18 protein-coding genes are annotated in these 17072 nt (G+C 69.5%); 10 read left to right on the top strand and 8 right to left on the bottom strand.

Annotated elements, in window-relative coordinates; translation table 11 throughout:
* Positions 1–219: 219 nt before the first annotated feature.
* Both CP981_RS19990 and CP981_RS19985 read left to right on the top strand, forming a co-directional pair.
* Positions 220–1311, top strand: a complete 1092-nt coding sequence (locus CP981_RS19990; protein WP_280116712.1) for a metallophosphoesterase — start codon at positions 220–222, stop codon at positions 1309–1311.
* A 224-nt stretch (positions 1312–1535) separates the two neighbouring features.
* The gene (locus tag CP981_RS19985) at positions 1536–2423 is read left to right on the top strand and encodes a hypothetical protein (RefSeq protein ID WP_085924584.1); all 888 of its coding nucleotides are present in this window, start codon (positions 1536–1538) and stop codon (positions 2421–2423) included.
* 96 nt (positions 2424–2519) lie between these two features.
* On the opposite strand, the gene thiC is transcribed toward CP981_RS19985, so the two are convergent.
* Positions 2520–4298: a phosphomethylpyrimidine synthase ThiC gene (gene thiC / locus CP981_RS19980; RefSeq protein WP_085924583.1), complete on the bottom strand. Its 1779-nt coding sequence runs from the start codon at positions 4296–4298 to the stop codon at positions 2520–2522.
* 221 nt (positions 4299–4519) lie between these two features.
* On the opposite strand from thiC, the gene CP981_RS19975 reads away from it, so the two are divergent.
* Positions 4520–5938 (top strand): YibE/F family protein, encoded by a 1419-nt coding sequence (locus tag CP981_RS19975; RefSeq protein WP_085924582.1) that lies wholly within the window; start codon positions 4520–4522, stop codon positions 5936–5938.
* Between the two features lie 39 nt (positions 5939–5977).
* Here the strand turns inward: CP981_RS19975 and CP981_RS19970 are convergent, their stop codons facing one another.
* The 4 genes from CP981_RS19970 to CP981_RS19955 form a co-directional block, all read right to left on the bottom strand.
* Positions 5978–6400, bottom strand: a complete 423-nt coding sequence (locus CP981_RS19970; protein WP_085924581.1) for an SsgA family sporulation/cell division regulator — start codon at positions 6398–6400, stop codon at positions 5978–5980.
* A gap of 104 nt (positions 6401–6504) precedes the next feature.
* On the bottom strand, positions 6505–7275 hold the full coding sequence (locus CP981_RS19965) for an IclR family transcriptional regulator (protein WP_244330058.1): 771 nt from the start codon (positions 7273–7275) through the stop codon (positions 6505–6507).
* A gap of 398 nt (positions 7276–7673) precedes the next feature.
* Positions 7674–7898 carry a DUF5326 family protein gene (locus CP981_RS19960; RefSeq protein WP_085924580.1) on the bottom strand — a complete coding sequence of 75 codons (225 nt, stop codon included), beginning with the start codon at positions 7896–7898 and terminating at the stop codon, positions 7674–7676.
* 225 nt (positions 7899–8123) lie between these two features.
* Positions 8124–8441 carry a cupin domain-containing protein gene (locus tag CP981_RS19955; protein ID WP_085924579.1) on the bottom strand — a complete coding sequence of 106 codons (318 nt, stop codon included), beginning with the start codon at positions 8439–8441 and terminating at the stop codon, positions 8124–8126.
* 48 nt (positions 8442–8489) lie between these two features.
* On the opposite strand from CP981_RS19955, the gene CP981_RS19950 reads away from it, so the two are divergent.
* From CP981_RS19950 to CP981_RS19930, 5 genes are all read left to right on the top strand, one after another.
* Positions 8490–8867, top strand: coding sequence for a phage holin family protein (locus CP981_RS19950; protein WP_085924578.1), 378 nt, complete (start codon positions 8490–8492; stop codon positions 8865–8867).
* A gap of 3 nt (positions 8868–8870) precedes the next feature.
* Positions 8871–9512 (top strand): low molecular weight protein-tyrosine-phosphatase, encoded by a 642-nt coding sequence (locus CP981_RS19945; RefSeq protein ID WP_085924577.1) that lies wholly within the window; start codon positions 8871–8873, stop codon positions 9510–9512.
* Positions 9509–10636 (top strand): cystathionine gamma-lyase, encoded by a 1128-nt coding sequence (locus tag CP981_RS19940; RefSeq protein WP_085924576.1) that lies wholly within the window; start codon positions 9509–9511, stop codon positions 10634–10636. Before CP981_RS19945 ends, CP981_RS19940 begins: the two co-directional genes overlap by 4 nt.
* Positions 10637–10947: 311 nt before the next feature.
* Positions 10948–11844 (top strand): LysR family transcriptional regulator, encoded by an 897-nt coding sequence (locus CP981_RS19935; RefSeq protein ID WP_085924575.1) that lies wholly within the window; start codon positions 10948–10950, stop codon positions 11842–11844.
* Positions 11845–11892: 48 nt separating this feature from the next.
* Complete coding sequence (locus CP981_RS19930) at positions 11893–12372, top strand: NUDIX domain-containing protein (protein ID WP_042150914.1); 480 nt, start codon at positions 11893–11895, stop codon at positions 12370–12372.
* 44 nt (positions 12373–12416) lie between these two features.
* Here CP981_RS19930 and CP981_RS19925 read toward each other — a convergent pair whose 3' ends face one another.
* Both CP981_RS19925 and CP981_RS39545 read right to left on the bottom strand, forming a co-directional pair.
* On the bottom strand, positions 12417–13352 hold the full coding sequence (locus tag CP981_RS19925) for a pyridoxamine 5'-phosphate oxidase family protein (protein WP_085924574.1): 936 nt from the start codon (positions 13350–13352) through the stop codon (positions 12417–12419).
* Between the two features lie 49 nt (positions 13353–13401).
* Positions 13402–14511 (bottom strand): globin domain-containing protein, encoded by a 1110-nt coding sequence (locus tag CP981_RS39545; protein WP_425282142.1) that lies wholly within the window; start codon positions 14509–14511, stop codon positions 13402–13404.
* Between the two features lie 10 nt (positions 14512–14521).
* Between CP981_RS39545 and CP981_RS39540 the strand changes: the two genes are divergently transcribed.
* A complete protein-coding gene (locus CP981_RS39540; protein WP_425282141.1) occupies positions 14522–14767 on the top strand; it encodes a hypothetical protein in 246 nt (81 codons plus the stop codon).
* A gap of 899 nt (positions 14768–15666) precedes the next feature.
* Here the strand turns inward: CP981_RS39540 and CP981_RS19915 are convergent.
* Positions 15667–16302, bottom strand: a complete 636-nt coding sequence (locus CP981_RS19915) for an HAD family hydrolase (protein WP_085924572.1) — start codon at positions 16300–16302, stop codon at positions 15667–15669.
* A gap of 197 nt (positions 16303–16499) precedes the next feature.
* Between CP981_RS19915 and CP981_RS19910 the strand changes: the two genes are divergently transcribed.
* Positions 16500–17057 carry a DUF2269 domain-containing protein gene (locus CP981_RS19910; protein ID WP_085924571.1) on the top strand — a complete coding sequence of 186 codons (558 nt, stop codon included), beginning with the start codon at positions 16500–16502 and terminating at the stop codon, positions 17055–17057.
* Positions 17058–17072 lie beyond the last annotated feature (15 nt).

Here is a 17072-nt window from a genome sequence, read left to right as displayed (position 1 = left end):
AAAAAACAGGATGATCCCGGGGCAAATCAGCCGCGAACGCCGGGCTCTGGCGGATTGACCACCCCCGGGTGCGTCACAACCCGCGACCAGCATTCCTATGATGGGCGCACGACACCGCGGACCGCCGTCGACCAGGCAAAGGTCCGAGAGGTGCACGGCGGCGCGACGGTGGAGGGGTCGATGACTCAGGGGGCCAGTCTGGGACCCATGGTGCAAACCATGGCGGGAGAAACTCCGGCGCCTGCTCCGCCGCCCGGAGTGCCTTCCGGCACGCCCGCCGGGTCCCCCGTGCCGCCCGCCGGCCCGCCGCTGCATCTGCCCGCCGGTGCCCCCGCCGCACCTCCGGCCGCGCCCCCCGCCGAGCTGCCCGAGGAGTACACCCCGACCGCGCGGGACCTCCCGGTCATCACCCCGGGCCGTACGGACACCCTGATCGACCGCCCGGCGGTCGTCCCGGTGCCCGAACCCGCCATGGACCCCGACGCGCCCGAGGGCATGGGCCCGCTGTATGTCGTCGGCGATGTGCACGGCTACTACGACGAGCTGCGCGAGGCGCTGGCCGCCGAGGGGCTGATCGACGCCGACGGCAACTGGGCGGCGGGCAACGCCCGGCTCTGGTTCCTCGGCGACTTCACCGACCGCGGCCCGGACGGGATCGGCGTCATCGACCTCGTCATGCAGCTCTCCGCCGAGGCCGCGGCGGCCGGCGGCTACTGCAAGGCCCTGATGGGCAACCACGAACTCCTGCTGCTGGGCGCCAAGCGGTTCGGCGACACCCCCGTACAGTCCGGCGCCGGTACCGCTTCCTTCCAGGCCGCCTGGCTCCTCAACGGCGGCCAGAAGAACGATATGGACCGCCTGGAGGACCACCACCTCCAGTGGATGGCCCGGCTGGACGCGGTGATGGAGGAGGACGGGCATCTGCTCGTGCACTCCGACACCACCGCCTACCTCGAATACGGCGACTCCATCGAGGCCGTCAACGACACCGTCCATGACGTGCTCACCCGCAGCGAAGCGGATGAAGTCTGGGATCTGTTCCGCAAGTTCACCAAGCGCTTCGCCTTCCGCGACGAGGCCGGTTCGGATGCCGTCCGGGAACTGCTCGACGCTTACGGCGGCGACCGGGTCGTCCACGGCCACAGCCCGATCCCGTATCTGCTGGGCGAGGTCGGTGCGGAGGACGGCGACAGCGACACCGTCGCGGTCGACGGCCCGCATGTCTACGCCGACGGTCTGGCCATCGCCATGGACGGCGGTGTCACGATGGCCGGAAAGCTGCTGGTCGTGCAACTTCCGCTGGCCGGCTGAGGGTTGGCCGCGTAGTCGTACGCCTGATCGGCCGACGGGCGGTCAGCACGAAAACGGGGAGCGGCACCGGCGGAAACCGGTCGTGGCATTACTCAATTTCCGCAAACTCTCTGTCACGCCGTGCCGGAGTCGCTCTACCATCGGTCTATCCGTAGCAGGCTCTCCTCCGTTTCCGCCCACTGCCCGGCCAACGCCGGCCTTACGGCCCTACGGAGCATCGGGGGATGCACATGAACAGCGCTCCGCACCTGCTGAACGAGGATCGCGCGGAATTCGCGCGGCTCCTCGATGAGGCACTGCGTACCGCCCCATACCGCCCGGACGACCTGACCACCGCCACAGAAAACCCTTTCAACACCGAGCAGTTGCGCACGATGGCGCTCAATGCGACCACCGCCATCGCCGCCTGCGCCACGGCCGAATACCAACGCTATGTGCAGCTCCGCGCCGAGTTGCACGCGCCGGCGCCCCTCACGGCCGTCGCCGACGCGCACCACGAGGAGCAGAACGCGGCCGCCGACGGGAGACCGGGACCGGACAGCGCCGCGGCCCTCGACGAGGCCGAAACCACCGGCGCCGGGCTGACCGCCATGATCGCCGTGCTCGCCCCCGTGCTCGCCGGTATCGCCGCCGTGCTCTTCCTCCTCCTCGGGTATGTGCTGCGTGCCGTCAGCCCCGACAAGTCCCTGGCCCAGCCGCTGATCAGCGTCGGCTGGATCTTCGCGGCGCTGACCGCGGCGGGCACCCTGGTCGCCATGGCCGGACTGGTCATCACGGCGCTGCGCAACGGCGCCTCCGCCCAGGTCGCCGGCGCAAAGGAGCCGTCCGAGGCGCTGGAGCAGGCCCACGAGGCCTGGCGCCATGCCCTCCTGGAGCGCGGTCTGCTGCCCTTTCTCCGTGCAGCCCTCACCGACCCCACCGCCACTCCGGACGACGACCCCGCCCGCTATGTCCCCCGCCACACGTCCCCGGAGAGCCGGATCCCGACCCTCGGCTACACCCGCCCCCAGTTCAGCAGCCCCGACAGCGGCTCCTCGGGGTCCCGCCCGCGCTACTCCAGCCCGGACTTCACCAGCCCGGACTACGGCGGGCCGGATCAACGGACGGATTAGTGCGGCTCTTTCCGATCAGAGCCGGTGGGGGCGGCACCAGGAAGGCCCCCGCCCGTCGGGCAGGGGCCTTCCACCGTGTGCGCCCGGACGGACCGGCTAGTCCGCGATCGGCAGATACACGCGGTTGCCCGCCGCCGCGAACTCCTTCGACTTCTCGGCCATTCCGGCCTCGGGGTCGAGGGCCAGATCGCCCCCGTGTTCGCGGCGGATGTCCTGGCTGATCTTCATCGAGCAGAACTTCGGGCCGCACATCGAGCAGAAGTGGGCCGTCTTCGCCGGTTCGGCGGGCAGCGTCGCGTCGTGGAAGGCGCGGGCCGTGTCCGGGTCGAGGGCCAGGTTGAACTGGTCCTCCCAGCGGAACTCGAAGCGGGCGTCGGAGAGCGCGTCATCCCATTCCTGGGCGCCCGGGTGGCCCTTGGCCAGGTCCGCCGCATGGGCCGCGATCTTGTACGTGATGACGCCGGTCTTGACGTCGTCGCGGTCCGGCAGGCCCAGGTGCTCCTTGGGCGTGACGTAGCAGAGCATCGCGGTGCCCCACCAGGCGATCATCGCCGCGCCGATACCGGAGGTGATGTGGTCGTAGGCGGGCGCGATGTCGGTGGTCAGCGGGCCGAGCGTGTAGAACGGCGCCTCCTCGCAGATCTCCTGCTGAAGGTCGATGTTCTCCTTGATCTTGTGCATCGGGACATGGCCCGGGCCCTCGATCATGGTCTGGACACCGTGCCGCTTCGCGATGGTGTTCAGCTCACCGAGCGTCCGCAGCTCCGCGAACTGCGCCTCGTCGTTGGCGTCCGCGATGGAGCCGGGGCGCAGACCGTCACCGAGCGAGTAGGTGACGTCGTAGGAGGCGAGGATCTCGCAGAGCTCCTCGAAGTGCGTGTAGAGGAACGACTCCTTGTGGTGCGCCAGGCACCAGGCCGCCATGATCGAGCCGCCGCGGGAGACGATGCCGGTCTTCCTGCGGGCCGTCAGCGGGACGTAGCGGAGCAGCACACCGGCGTGCACCGTCATGTAGTCGACGCCCTGTTCGGCCTGTTCGATGACGGTGTCCTTGTAGATCTCCCAGGTCAGCTCCTCGGCCTTGCCGTCGACCTTCTCCAGCGCCTGGTAGAGGGGGACGGTGCCGATGGGGACGGGGGAGTTGCGCAGTACCCACTCACGAGTGGTGTGGATGTTGCGGCCGGTGGACAGATCCATCACCGTGTCGGCGCCCCAGCGGGTCGCCCAGGTCATCTTCTCCACCTCCTCCTCGATGGAGGAAGTGACCGCCGAATTGCCGATGTTGGCGTTCACCTTCACCAGGAAGTTCTTACCGATGATCATCGGCTCGATCTCCGGGTGGTTGATGTTCGCCGGCAGCACCGCGCGGCCGGCCGCGATCTCATCGCGGACGAACTCGGGCGTGACCTTCTCGCGGACGGCGACGTACTCCATCTCCGCGGTGATCTCGCCACGCTGGGCGTACCCGAGCTGGGTGACCGGGGCGCCCGCCCGGCCGCGGCGCGGCTGGCGGGGACGGCCCGGGAAGACCGCGTCGAGGTTCTTGAGGCCGCCGCGCGGCGAGGTGTGCTTGAGGCCGTCGTCCTCCGGCCGCATGGGGCGGCCCGCGTACTCCTCGGTGTCGCCGCGGCCGATGATCCAGTTCTCCCGCAGCGGCGCCAGACCGCGGCGGACGTCGGTATCGATATTCGGGTCGGTGTACGGCCCTGACGTGTCGTAGAGCGTCACGTCCTTGCCGTTGGTGAGGTGCACCCGCCGGACCGGCACCCGAAGATCGGGGCGCGATCCGGAGACATAGCCCTTGTGCCAGCCGATCTGCGGCTCTTCGCCACCGTTGGCACCGTTTTCAGGCGTGCGTGCATCCTTCAGAGTCATGAGACCCAACTCCCTACGCCGGCATTACCCGGTAACAGGTTCGGCGGTCGACGCAGCGGCTTCCGTCCGCCGGCGTTTCACGTGAAACGCCGCTGGGACGGAGGTCAGCGCCCTCTCAGCCCGGTGCTCCGAGCTCCCGCGATTGCAAAGGTGCCACCACGGTAGCGGCCGATGTGGCGCGGTGAACAGTGGGCCCCTGGAGTTCTTGCGATGATCGGGCGGTGTCCGCTCACGAGTCCCACCACCACCCCGCCGCGCACTCCCATGGGCACGGCCATGGCCCCGCCGCGCCCGTCTCCCGGCATCTGCGCAAGGTCATCGCGGCCGTACTGATCCCGTTCGCGGCCGCAGTGGCGGTCGGCCTGGTCGTGCTCTGGCCGGGCGGTGCACCTCCGCACAAGCCCTCCGGGGTCGGCTTCGATCAGCCCACGGAGAGCGCACGCGTGGTCAAAGTGGCAGAGGTGAACTGTGCGGATGTCCATGCCGAACAGCAGCCCCAGCCCCCGTCACCGACGGGCCAGCCACCGGCCGGGGGAGCGGACAAGGGCAAGCCCTGCCAGCAGACGACGATCGAAGTCACCACCGGGGAGCACAAGGGGCGCACCTTCCAGACGGTGGTGACCCCGGACGCCCTGCGCCACTACACCACCGGCCAGGAGGTGGTGGTGGCGTACTCCCCCAAGGCGCCGAAGGAGTTGCAGTACTCGGTCAGCGATGTCGACCGGTCGCTCCCGATGTGGCTGCTGGCCGCGATCTTCGCCTTCGCAGTGGTGATCGTCGGCCGGCTGCGTGGCGTACTCGCGCTGGTGGCACTGGCAGCCAGCTTCGTGGTCCTGACGCTGTTCATCCTTCCGGCGATCTTGCAGGGCTCCAATCCACTGGTGGTAGCGGTGATCGGGGGCAGCGCGATCATGCTGATCGCCCTGTACCTGTGCCATGGGCTGACGGCCCGTACGTCCGTGGCCGTGCTCGGCACCCTGGCGTCACTGCTGCTGATCGGGCTGCTCGGCTCGGTCTTCATCGGCTGGGCGCTGCTGACCGGCAATACGGACGACACGACCGGCCTGGTGCACGGCCTTTACCCGGACATCGAGATCCGCGGTCTGCTGCTGGCGGGGATCATCATCGGTTCGCTGGGCGTGCTCGACGATGTGACGGTGACCCAGACCGCCGCGGTCTGGGAGCTCAAGGAGGCGGACCCGTCGGCGGGCTGGCGCAAGCTGTACGGCGCCGCGATGCGGATCGGCCGGGACCACATCGCGTCCGTCGTCAACACCCTGGTGCTGGCCTACGCGGGTGCCGCACTGCCGCTGCTTTTGCTGTTCTCGATCGCACAGAGCAGCGTCGGAACGGTCGCGTCGAGCGAGGTGGTCGCGGAGGAGATCGTCCGCACGCTCGTGGGCAGCATCGGGCTGGTCGCCGCAGTGCCGCTGACCACACTGCTGGCCGCGCTGGTCGTCTCGGCGGACCGGAAGGAGCAGAGCTCGCCGGCGGGTGGCGACACGGGAGCCGGACAGGGTGCCGGGGCCGGTGCCACGGTGGGGGCCGGGGCCGGGGTCAGCGGCGGCGCGCCGACGAGCCCCACGGGTGGCCGGCAAGGACGCCGTGGGGGACGCGGCAAGCGACGTAAGCAGGGGTGACGGCGAGGCGGGCACAGGGGAGGGGAACGACGGGCAGGGTCAGCCGGCCGGGGCTTCCGTGAGGATCCGGTCGAGCACGGCCTCCAGGGTGTCGCAGACCTCTTCCTTACCCAGCGGCACCAGCCGGTCCGTACGGTCCAGGAAGGCGACCAGCGGCGCCGCGCTCACCCGGAACAGCGCACGCTCGGCGCCGACTTGAAGGCTGATGTGGACATCGCTGAGGTGCTCGGGGGAGGCCGGCTCGATACGTACATCACCCTCACCGGACGGCCGGCTCAGCCCGTCCAGCAGCAGCTCCCGGCCGAAAGCCCAGGTCACCGGCGCATCGCCGGGAAGATCGAAGGTGAGACGGACGGCGTACGGATCGGCGCTGGCGAAGTCCAGCTCCACCGGAATCCGGAACGCAAGCTCCTCCGAGACGACGAAGCTCATGATCACTTCTGCCTGAACTGTGTCGGTCATCAACCACTGCCCCGCACTTGATCGGAGATGGCCGGGAAACAACGCCCGTAGCCCTGTTGGCGCCATCGTCTGCCACGTGCCAGCAGATCACAAGGAGTGAGTTTTCAGATACTGATAGAGAAGGCGAGTGTCGTTAGTGTCGTCTCCGCCATTTTCCGTAGTCGGTCTGTAACGGACCGCAATCGACGCAGTTCGTCCACGGGCAGGGATACCGCCAACGTCGCCGCGGCCGCCCCGACCTGGACGGGAATGGCGGCGCATACCGTGCCCAGGGCATATTCCTGGCGCTCATAAGCAACATGGCCGCGACGCACCGTATCCAAACGATGCAGCAATTCGTCCTCAGTTCGCACAGAAAAGGGCGTTATCGACTGGACAGGATGGCGCGCCAGATGCTCTCTCCTCGTTGCCTCGTCAAGCTGCGCGAGCAGACATTGCCCGATCGCATGGGCGTGTGCGGTGGTACGGAAGTCGACCCACTCCACCACCGGCGGCCGCGCCGGGTCATCGGTCACCGCCACCACCTCGACTTCACCCTCCCGGTAGACAGCGAAGTAGACGGCGACGCCCAGTTCCTGGCCCGCCACGGCAAGCGCCTCGGAGAGATGGGCCCGCTGCCGGCGCCTGGCTCCGGCCCGGCCGATGACCTCGGCCGCCGCGCCGAGGACGAAGACCCCGTTCTCCCGCTGGAGATAGCCCTCGTGCGTCAGGGTCCGCAGCAGGTGGTAGGCCGTCGGCAGCGGCAGCCCCGCCTCTCTGGCCAGCTGCTTGGCGGGCGCACCGTCGACATGCGCGCCCACGGCCTCCAGGAGCCGGAGCGCCCGCTGCACCGATCCGATCAAGGTGGGGTGGGAGGCGGATTCGCCGTTCACGATTGCCAACGCCAACCCCCAGGTCCGCTCGCAGCGGGGCACGGGCCCCGGTCACGGGACCAACTCCCGTGACCGCGCGCGCCTCCCAGGCACCCGATGACGCCCGGGCTGGGCTCATCTCGCCCGGTTTCCGGAACGCCACCGTCCGGAAGACGCCTGCGTCGGCACTCTAGCCCGGGAAGTCAGGGCGAAAGGTCGAAAGCCGGAGGAGTTACCCCGCCCGCGCACCGCCGAGCGGAGCTGTACGGGCTGGGTTCGACATCTACCACAACTACGTCGCAATGAGGCGTTTTTGGGGCATTTGCGAGGTGAGCTCTTCGGTAATTCTCGCCGAGCCGAGCGGACCAGGGCCGATGACCGCCGGTGGTCGAGCACCGGCGGTCGGTGGTGCCGGCTGTGGCCTACCAGTCGCTCTTCGACGAGGAAGAGGACGAGCCGCTGACCCTGCGGACGAGGTAGATGACCCCGGCGATCAGGGCCGCCGCGATGAGGACCTTGAACAGCACGCCGATCAGGAAGCCGAGTGCGGTGGCGATCAGTCCGCCGAAGACGACGATCACGACGACGGGCACCACGACCCAGGTGACCCACCACGGAAGCCCTGCGAATATCCCCTTACCGGCCACTGCTCTCCCCTGCTTTCTGTCTTTCGCGCTGTCGTTGTCCGTACCGCGCTATCTGTCCGCCGCGCTGTGTTCGCGCCGATGGCACCGTCCGCGCGCTGCGGGTCCGCCGCCTCACGCCTCAGGTTTCCCTTCACCAACGATGCTAGGACGCGGACCACGGCCGTGGGGGCCTCGCAGCCCCGGTCCTCCCCTGACACTTCCCCTACGGGTCCCGGGGTCCGACCCTTAGCTCTCAGGAGGAGAGAAGACCACCATCACCCGGAGGTCCTCGCTGATGTGGTGGAACTTGTGGGGGACTCCCGCCGGCACGTAGACCACGCTGCCCCGTGCCACCGACTGCGTCTCCTGGCCGACGGTGATCGCCGCCCGGCCGCTGACCACGAAATACACCTCGTCCTGCGCATGCGGCTGCTGTGGATCGACGCTGCCGGCATCCAGCGCATACAGCCCGACCGACATGGTGCGTTCCCGGAGGAACTGAAGATACGCACCGTCGTTCGCGGCCCGCTCCGCTTCCAGCTCTTCCAGTCGGAAAGCCTTCATGCCGTTCGCACCCCTCGATGATTCAGACTCGTCTGCGACGATCTCACCATGAAGCATTTTCTGGTCAAGACGATCGCCAATGCCGCGGCGCTTGCCGTGGCCATCTGGCTGCTCAAGGACATCACACTCACCGGTGAGAACACCGGCCGCCAAATACTGACCCTGATCCTCGTCGCGCTGATCTTCGGGCTGGTCAATTTCCTGGTCAAGCCCCTGGTGAAGTTGCTCTCCTTCCCCCTGTTCATCCTCACACTCGGCCTGATCACGCTGGTCGTGAACGCGCTGATGCTGCTGCTGACCTCCTGGCTCGCCGGCCAGGCCGATCTCGCCTTCCATGTGGACGGCTTCTGGACGGCACTGCTCGGCGGCGTGATCATCTCCATCGTCGCCTGGGCGATGCATGTGATCCTTCCCGACGAGGACTGACCCTTGACCGCTCCCTTCCGCATCTGCTTCGTCTGCACCGGCAACATCTGCCGGTCGCCGATGGCGGAGTCCGTCTTCCGTGCCCGCCTCACGGAGGCCGGGCTCGACGGCCTGGTCGAGGTGGACAGCGCGGGGACCGGCGGCTGGCACGAGGGCGATGGAGCCGACCCGCGCACGGTCGCCGTACTGCGCGCGGGCGGCTATGAACACGCGCACACCGCCCGGCAGTTCCAAGTCTCCTGGTTCGACCGCCTCGACCTGGTCATCGCGCTCGACTCCGGCCATCTGCGCGAGCTGCGCCGGCTCGCCCCCACCGCGCGGGACGCCGCCAAGGTCCAACTGCTGCGTGCGTACGGGACGGACGCGGCAACGGGCGCGGTGGCGGGCGGCGCCTCGGGCCCGGTGCCCGCCCCCGCCTCCGGCCCCGGCCTCTCCGACGATCTCGACGTACCCGATCCGTACTACGGCGGTTTCGAGGGCTTCGAGGAGTGCCTGGACATGGTCGAGACGGCGAGCGACGGCCTGCTGGCCGCGATCAGCGCCACGCTCCCGGCCCGTACCGTCGTCACGGCCCGCGTCCCCGACCACGACCACCGGCGCGCTGCCCAGGAACCACAGCAGCCGCAGGAGAAGGAGAGCACATGACGGGCGACGGCACCCGCGCCGTACGAGCCGGGCTCCCGGGGCCCGAGGCCTATGAGCCGGCCCTCCCCGGGCCGGTCTTCGCGGCCCACTACCACCTCCCCGGCGACGCCGTCGGCCCCTACACCTACGGCCGCGACGCCAACCCGACGTGGACCCTTCTGGAACAGGCCATCAGCGCACTCGAATCACCGGACGAGAGCGCCCACACCATCGCCTTCGCCTCCGGAATGGCGGCGATCAGCGCAGTGCTCTTCTCGCACCTGCGCTCCGGTGACGCGGTGGTACTCCCCAGCGACGGCTATCAGCTGCTCCCTGCCGTGCGCACGCGCCTGGAGAGCTATGGCATCGAGGTGCGTACCGCGCCGACCGCACACGACGCACAGCTCGATGCGCTGGACGGCGCCCGGCTGCTGTGGATCGAGACACCCTCCAACCCCGGCCTCGATGTCTGCGACATCCGGCGGCTGGCCGACGCGGCACACCGCCGGGGCGCGCTGGTCGCCGTCGACAACACCCTTGCCACCCCGCTCGGCCAGCGCCCCCTCGACCTCGGCGCGGACTTCTCGGTGGCCAGCGGCACCAAGGGGCTGACCGGCCATGGCGACGTCCTGCTGGGGTATGCCAGCACCCGCGATGCCGCGCTCGCCGATTCCGTACGGCTGTGGCGCAAGACCGTGGGCGCGATCCCCGGCCCCATGGAGAGCTGGCTCGCGCATCGCTCACTCGCCACCCTCGCCCTGCGCGTCCGCCAGCAGTCGGTCAATGCCCTGGCGCTGGCCACGGCGCTGGCCGACCGCCCGGAGGTCACCGGCCTGCGCCATCCCGGCCTGCCGTCCGATCCGTCCCATGAGCTCGCCACCCGGCAGATGCGCACGGGCCGCTTCGGCTCCGTGGTGTCCTTCGTACTGCCCGACAAGTCCTTCGCAGAGCGGTTCCTGGACGCGCTGACCTTGGTCGACGATGCGACCAGCTTCGGGGGCGTACGGTCCAGCGCGGAGCGGCGGGCCCGTTGGGGCGGAGACGCGGTGCCGGAGGGCTTCATCCGCTTCTCGGTCGGCGTCGAGGAGCCGGAGGATCTGGTCGCGGATGTCCTCCGGGCGCTGGACCTGGCCGCACAGAGCTGACCCGACAAACCCGGATGAACCGCACCATCGATATGAGTCGAACAAGCGGGGCGCACCGCCACATCCGGCACGCCGGAAGACGCAAGGATGGCCGGCAGGGTATCCCCCCTCGTCACCCTGCCGGCCTGCGGTTCCACATGGCCCCGAGTCCACGCGTTTCACGTGAAACCAGATGTTCCACGTGAAACCCAACCGCTCGAACAAGGCTAGTTGACCGAGCGTCAGTGTCCAATCACGCTAGCGACACATCCCTATCGACAAATTTATAGTTGGCCCGCGACCAGGCTTCCGAGGGGCGCAGGAGGTACACGATGGATCTGGCTCTGCTGCGCACCTTCGTCACGGTGCACCGAGCCGGCTCCTTCACCCGCGCCGCGGCCTTACTCGGCCTCTCCCAGCCCGCGGTGACCAGCCAGATCCGGGCGCTGGAACGCCAGTTGGGCCGCCCGCTCTTCCTCCGGTACGCCCGCGGGGTCACCCCCACCACCATCGGCGACGAACTCGCCCACAAGGTGGCGCCGCACCTGGACGCGCTCACGGAGATCACCGAGGCGGGCCTGGACCGGGACTCCGTCACCCGCACTCTCCATCTCGCCGGTCCCCCGGAGTTCCTCTCCGAGCGCGCGCTCCCGGCGCTGGCCCCGCTGATATCCCAGGGCCTGTCCATCCGTACCTCCTTCGGGTCCGCGGAGGAGATGCTGACCGGTCTGGCGGACGGTCACCACGATCTGACCGTCACCACGACCCGGCCGCGCGGCGGGCTGCTCACCGCCACCCCGCTGTGCGACGAGGAGCATGTACTGATCGCCGCGCCGCACTGGGCGGATCAGCTGGGCGGCCCTGCGGTACTGGAGGCCGGTGGCGTCCGCCTGCTGGACCCCGTACCGATCGTCGAGGTGCACGAGAGTCTGCCGCTGATCGCCCGCTACTGGTCCACGGTCTTCGACGCCAAGCCCACGGCTTCGGCGGCCGTGATCGCCGGCGATCTGCGGGCGGTGCTGTCCTGCGTCACGGCCGGCGCCGGGCTGGCCGTCCTGCCCCGCTATCTGTGCGCCGACGCGCTCGCGGGCGGCGACGTCATCACCCTGCTCGACCCGCCGGTGCCCCCGCTGCGGACCTACTTCCTGACCGTACGGACCGGGACGCTCGGCCTGCCGCATATCGCGCGGGCGCAGGAATGGCTGCTGCGCACCGCTGTCGACTGGTGACCGAGGGGCGGGGGTTTCACCAGGCCGTGACTGCGGCATCTGTCCCCTATGAACGAACGGCCAGTCGTCAAACGCACCGCCCGCGCGATCCTGCTCGACGGCGCGGACCTCGTTCTGATCAAGCGCACCAAACCGGGCCGGGCCCCGTACTGGATCACTCCCGGCGGCGGCGTCGAGCCCGAGGACGCCACCGTCATCGACGCCCTCCACCGAGAACTGGACGAAGAGCTGGGCGCGAAGATCAAGGACGTGGTGCCGGTCTTCGTGGACACCGTCGAGCACTTCAGCGACGGCGGGGTGGACGGCGTGAAGGTCCAGCACTTCTTCGTCTGCCGGCTCGACTCGATGGACCTCGCACGCCGGCACGGCCCCGAGGTCGAGGAGCCCTGCGGGGACTACGAAATCGTGCGGGTGCCCTTCACCCGCGTCGGTATCGCCTCCGTCGAGGTCGTACCGCTGTCGCTGCGGCACTACCTGGACGGCAACATCGAGGGCGTACGGGCCATGCACGCCCCTGACCTGGGCTGAGCGGCCGCCGAGTCACCGCGACGGCCGCTGCCTCGGGCGCCGTGTCAGCCGTCGCGCCGGTCGAACCAGCCGCGGAATTCGGCCTCGTCCTCCGCGGGACGGCGGGGCTGGGCGCGGGCGAGCACCCGCTCGACGCGGTCGAGGAACTCCGCGTTCAGCTCCTCCACGAAATCCCGCCGGCCGGAGAGCTCTGTCCCGGGGCCATATCCGGGCTCGGGTCGTGGGCCATGGGGCAGGCCGACGCGTGCGGGACCGGCGCCGTACACCGCAGCCGCGCCCTGGTAGGCCACCTCGCCCGCGTCCTCGTGCAGCCCGCCCCGCAGATGCTCGTTCGTGCGCGCCGCGCGCTGGAACGGCGGCCGCTCGCTCGCCTCGGCCGCCGCGCCGAAGAAGTCGCCGCCCTTGCGCTTGCTGTCGTCGGTGCCCCACGCCCGCGCCCCGCGCTGCTGCGCCGGGACCTTCTGAAGATGCGGAATGTGCTTGGCGCAGTGGATGTACGCCTCTTCGACCTCGACCGTGACCCACAGCTGGGCGCGCCGCCCGGGGATCGGGTCGACCGGCAAATCGGCGTGGTGCGCCCGCATCTCCTCGTCCATGACGACCCGCGCGCGGCCGTTGATGTGCAGGCCGATGCGGTCCCGGGTGAAGTCGATCATCAGGATGCCCAGGCGCGGGTTCTCCGAGATATTGCCGATGGACGCCATGACACCGTTGCCACGGTATTCCGGGTACGCCAGGGTCCGGTCGTCGAGCACCCGGACGAAGCCCGGCGGGCCGGCCCGGAAGGTCGAGTCGCAATCGCCGTGCCGGTCGGCCGTGGCCAGGAAGAACATCTCCTGGCGGGCCACGAACTCCCGCATCCGGCCATTGAGATGGTCCAGGACCTGATCCCCGTAGAAACGGTCGGCGCGCTCGGTCGTACCGAGTCGCTGCTGCACCAAGTGCTCGCCGTCGCTCCCGGGGCGCTCCTGACTCGGCATACCCCATCCCTCCCCTGTTGGACCGTCTTCGCCCTGCACTGCCAAGACTTCAGTCTCCTGCTGAGACCAGCTCTTCGATGGAGTCGTGCCGTATGCGGTCCGTCGGGATGCCGACCCCCACCAGAGCGTCCACACCACTGCGGATCAACCCGGGCGGCCCGGACAGGTAGGCGTCGTATTCCCGGTATGGACCGTATTGCCGTACCGCGTCTGGAAGTTGCCCGGTTTCGCTGCTCGTCCCGCCCCGTACGGCCGGTCCGGTGGCGACGACCGGGCGGACGGAGAGCCAGGGGTGGGCCTGTTCCAGCCGCAGCATGGTGTCGAGGTCGTAGAGGTCCTCGTTGCTGCGGGCGCCGTAGAAGACCTCGACGGGGCGCCGGACACCGTGTTCCGCGACATCCTCGACCAGGGCCTTGATGGGCGCGATACCGGTGCCGCCGCCGACACACAGCAGACCGCTGCGCGCGGTGTGGTCGATGGTCATCGAGCCGCCGGGGGCCCCGAGCCGGATGACATCGCCGGGGCGGGCGCGATGGACCATGGCGTTGGAGACCCAGCCGGCCGGGACCGCCTTGACGTGGAAGGAGAGCAGACCGTCGGAGCGGGGCGCGGAGGCGAAGGAGTAGTGCCGCCAGATCCGCGGCCACCAGGGGGTTTCCACGCTGGTGTACTGCCCGGCGAGGAACGGGTAGGGCTGGTCGGGGCGGACCGTGACCACCGCGATATCGGGCGTACGCAGCTCATGCGAGACGACCTCGGCTTGCCACCAGGCGGGGGCCACGGCCTCGTCCTCGGCGGCCGCGTCGATCATGATCTGCGAGATCGCCGTGTAGGCACGCACCCAGGCGGCCTGGGTCTCCGGCCCCCAACTGGACGTCGCATAGCGCGCGAGCGCGCTGAGCAGGCACTCGCCGACCGCCGGGTAGTGGTCGGGCTGGGTGCCGTATTTGCGGTGCCCGCGGCCGAGGTTCGCGAGGTACGCGGTGAGCACCTCGGCGTCGTCCACGTGCTGGGCCGCGGTGAGCAGCGCCTTGAAGAGACGGTCGCGCTGGGTGTCCATCGAGGCGGGGAACAGCGCCCGCAGATCCGGGTACTGGACGAAGAGCAGCGCGTAGAAGTACGAGGTGACCTTGTCGGCGACGGGCTCGATTTCCGCCATGGTGCGACGGATGAGAACCGCGTCGGGAGAGGCGGGTTCCGCGGAGGACGCCGAGGCGGTCACGGCCTCCAGAGAGGGCTCCGGTGCGGGAGCGGCGGGACGGGCCCTGGGGGTGAAAGCGGAGGGCGCGGGGGCCGCGCTCTGGGCGGGCGGTGCCGGGGCGGCGCTGCCCGTGGGCGCTCCCGTGGCGCGCGCCGATTGGTGTACGGGCTCGGGCTCCCGTTCGCGGGCGGGCACGCGCTCCCAGGTCGACTGACCTCCCCGGGGCGGCTGACGGTCCCAGGAGGGCTCGGCCTCGCGGCGCGGCGGTGCGGGGGCCGGGGCGGCGTACCCGGAGGCGGCCGCGGGCTGTTCGGCGGAGGCGGGTGCGGTGGGCGCTCCGCCCGGGTGCCGTGCGGGCGGGGCCTGCGACGGCTCCGGCTCGCGCACCCGCTCGGCGGCGGTGCCTACCGGCCGGATCGGATTGACCGGCCGACTGGGTATCTGTTCCCGGTCGTTCGGCTCGTCTCGCGCGTGGTGCTCTCTGTGGTCACCGTGGTCGGGGTGTGCACTCCGCTCGTCCGGTTCGGCCCGGCCGTCCTGGCTGTTTTGCCGCTCCTGCTGTTCTCCGGAGGACTTCTTTGCCGGCGGAGTGAACCAACCCCAATCGCCACTGCTCCCGCCGGAAGAGCCGTTATCGGCCGACGTAGTGGTCGGAGCGTCCATGGTCTGCCTCGCCTCGAACGTCTTTCGGTCGTCTTCGCACTTCCGTGGATCGGAACTGCCCGGAATTCCCCCGCCCTGCCCCGGAATTCTTCATCGACTCAAGCGATTCCGGCAACATCCTCCAAAGCGGACAAATCTCACTTCCTTGCGACATTATGGAGCAGATGCCGTGTCAGCAGCATGCCACCCCTGCTCACGACAATGGACAAATAGTCGGAAGTGCGGGTGTCGCGGGCCGCTTCGCCGCTAGGCTGACGAGCTTTGCCCGCTCTTCGCGTACCCGCGGAAGCCCTCACTCCGCCAAGCCGGACTCGACCATACCGGCAGTAGTTGAAACCACAAGTCCTGATCTTGGAACACTGTGCGCGGCCCTTCCGATAACAGTGATCCTCCCCACAGACTGCAATTTCAGCGCACACAGCGGACGAATCCTCCGTGGAAAGTACGGAATTACTGGCCAGTACGCACCAATGCGTATGCCTCGCGCAGATCACGTCCCGCATACGCATATGAGGCCAGGTCACTGACATGGTGATCCGCATTCACGGCCACGGACCGCGGAACTGCCGCGAACAGTTCGGTGTCCGACAGGGAGTCGCCGTACGCCACACAGTCGGCGCGGGTCAGCCCGTACCGCACGCAGAGTTCATCTGCGATACGTACTTTCGCCGCCGAGGTGAGGATGCCGGCCGGCTCCACCGCCTGCCGGATCGGCACCGCCGGCCAGTGGGAACCGTGCGCCGCGTCGGCACCCCAGGCCAGCAGCCGTTCGACAAAGAAGGCCGGGGACAGGGAAATCACCGCGCACCGTTCGCCACGTGCCCGGATATCCGCCCAGACCTCCCGGATACCGGTCAGCCACGGGGCACCGTCGAAGGCCGCGGCCACCTGAAGTTCGGTCAGCTCGGCGGCCCATAGCTCACACGCCCGCTGTGCGAACTGCACGGGCGTCAACTGACCCGCCGCAAATCCGCGCTCCAGCTCGCCGATCTCCCGGTCCAGCCCGAGCTGCCGGGAGATCTCGACCGCCGCCGCGGATCCGTGGAGCAGGGTCCCGTCCATGTCGAACAGATGCAGCTTGCTCATGGCCCCGGAGCCTAGGGCGCCCGGCGGCGGGAGGCGTGGGCGGGAGGGGGTATGGGTGCAACTGGGTTCGTACGACCCCAAAACTGGCGAAGCGAGTGCCCGGCTGCGTCGTGACGGGGTATGTACTCAAGGCCGCGTACCCGCGGATACTCCCGCCGGCAGATGTACCGCGCGGCGCGGGGCGGGACCGTGGCGGTATGCAGCAGCTCAACCGCCCCGCCCGCCGGGCCGTCCTCGTCCTTCACCTCGCCGTCTCCGTCAGCTGGCTCGGTCTCACCCTCGGGCTGCTCACGCTCGGCATCACCGGCTACACCACCGGCTCCCCCGAGATGGCGGCGGTCGCCTACCGGGCGATGAAGATCTTCGGTGACTGGCTGGTCCTCCCGCTCGCCTTCGCCTCGCTGGTCAGCGGGCTGGTGCTGTCCCTGGGCACCGTCTGGGGGCTGGCCCGGCACCGCTGGGTCGTCGTGAAGTTCTGGCTGACGCTCATCACCGTGCTGCTGGCGGTCTTCTCACTCCGGCCCGGCATCAACCACCTCGCCGCCGAGGCCGCCGCGGGCACTCCGGTCGCCGACATCAGCCTCGTCATCGCGCCGTCGGTCGCCACGGCCACCTACCTCTTCCTCACCGCGATCTCCGTGCTCAAGCCCTGGGGGCTGACCGCACGCGGCAGCCGGCTGCGCCGGGCACAGACGGCCGAGGCCCGCGCCGGCCGGGCACGAAGGAACGGCATCAAGGGCGCGGGTGTCCGCTAGGGCAGGACAGGGCCG

Origin of the sequence: Streptomyces platensis, assembly GCF_008704855.1 — a bacterium.
GTDB lineage: Bacteria > Actinomycetota > Actinomycetes > Streptomycetales > Streptomycetaceae > Streptomyces > Streptomyces platensis.
This window is presented reverse-complemented; position numbering and strand designations above follow the sequence as displayed.

Coding starts and splice junctions, on each gene's coding strand:
- CP981_RS19915 (WP_085924572.1), bottom strand. CDS start 16,302: ATGAGCAAGCTGCATCTGTTCGACATGGACGGGACCCTGCTCCACGGA.
- thiC (WP_085924583.1), bottom strand. CDS start 4,298: ATGACTCTGAAGGATGCACGCACGCCTGAAAACGGTGCCAACGGTGGC.
- CP981_RS19910 (WP_085924571.1), top strand. CDS start 16,500: ATGCAGCAGCTCAACCGCCCCGCCCGCCGGGCCGTCCTCGTCCTTCAC.
- CP981_RS19970 (WP_085924581.1), bottom strand. CDS start 6,400: ATGACCGACACAGTTCAGGCAGAAGTGATCATGAGCTTCGTCGTCTCG.
- CP981_RS39545 (WP_425282142.1), bottom strand. CDS start 14,511: ATGGCGGAAATCGAGCCCGTCGCCGACAAGGTCACCTCGTACTTCTAC.
- CP981_RS19990 (WP_280116712.1), top strand. CDS start 220: ATGGCGGGAGAAACTCCGGCGCCTGCTCCGCCGCCCGGAGTGCCTTCC.
- CP981_RS19950 (WP_085924578.1), top strand. CDS start 8,490: ATGAAGCATTTTCTGGTCAAGACGATCGCCAATGCCGCGGCGCTTGCC.
- CP981_RS19930 (WP_042150914.1), top strand. CDS start 11,893: ATGAACGAACGGCCAGTCGTCAAACGCACCGCCCGCGCGATCCTGCTC.
- CP981_RS19985 (WP_085924584.1), top strand. CDS start 1,536: ATGCACATGAACAGCGCTCCGCACCTGCTGAACGAGGATCGCGCGGAA.
- CP981_RS19955 (WP_085924579.1), bottom strand. CDS start 8,441: ATGAAGGCTTTCCGACTGGAAGAGCTGGAAGCGGAGCGGGCCGCGAAC.
- CP981_RS19940 (WP_085924576.1), top strand. CDS start 9,509: ATGACGGGCGACGGCACCCGCGCCGTACGAGCCGGGCTCCCGGGGCCC.
- CP981_RS19925 (WP_085924574.1), bottom strand. CDS start 13,352: ATGCCGAGTCAGGAGCGCCCCGGGAGCGACGGCGAGCACTTGGTGCAG.
- CP981_RS39540 (WP_425282141.1), top strand. CDS start 14,522: ATGAGAACCGCGTCGGGAGAGGCGGGTTCCGCGGAGGACGCCGAGGCG.
- CP981_RS19935 (WP_085924575.1), top strand. CDS start 10,948: ATGGATCTGGCTCTGCTGCGCACCTTCGTCACGGTGCACCGAGCCGGC.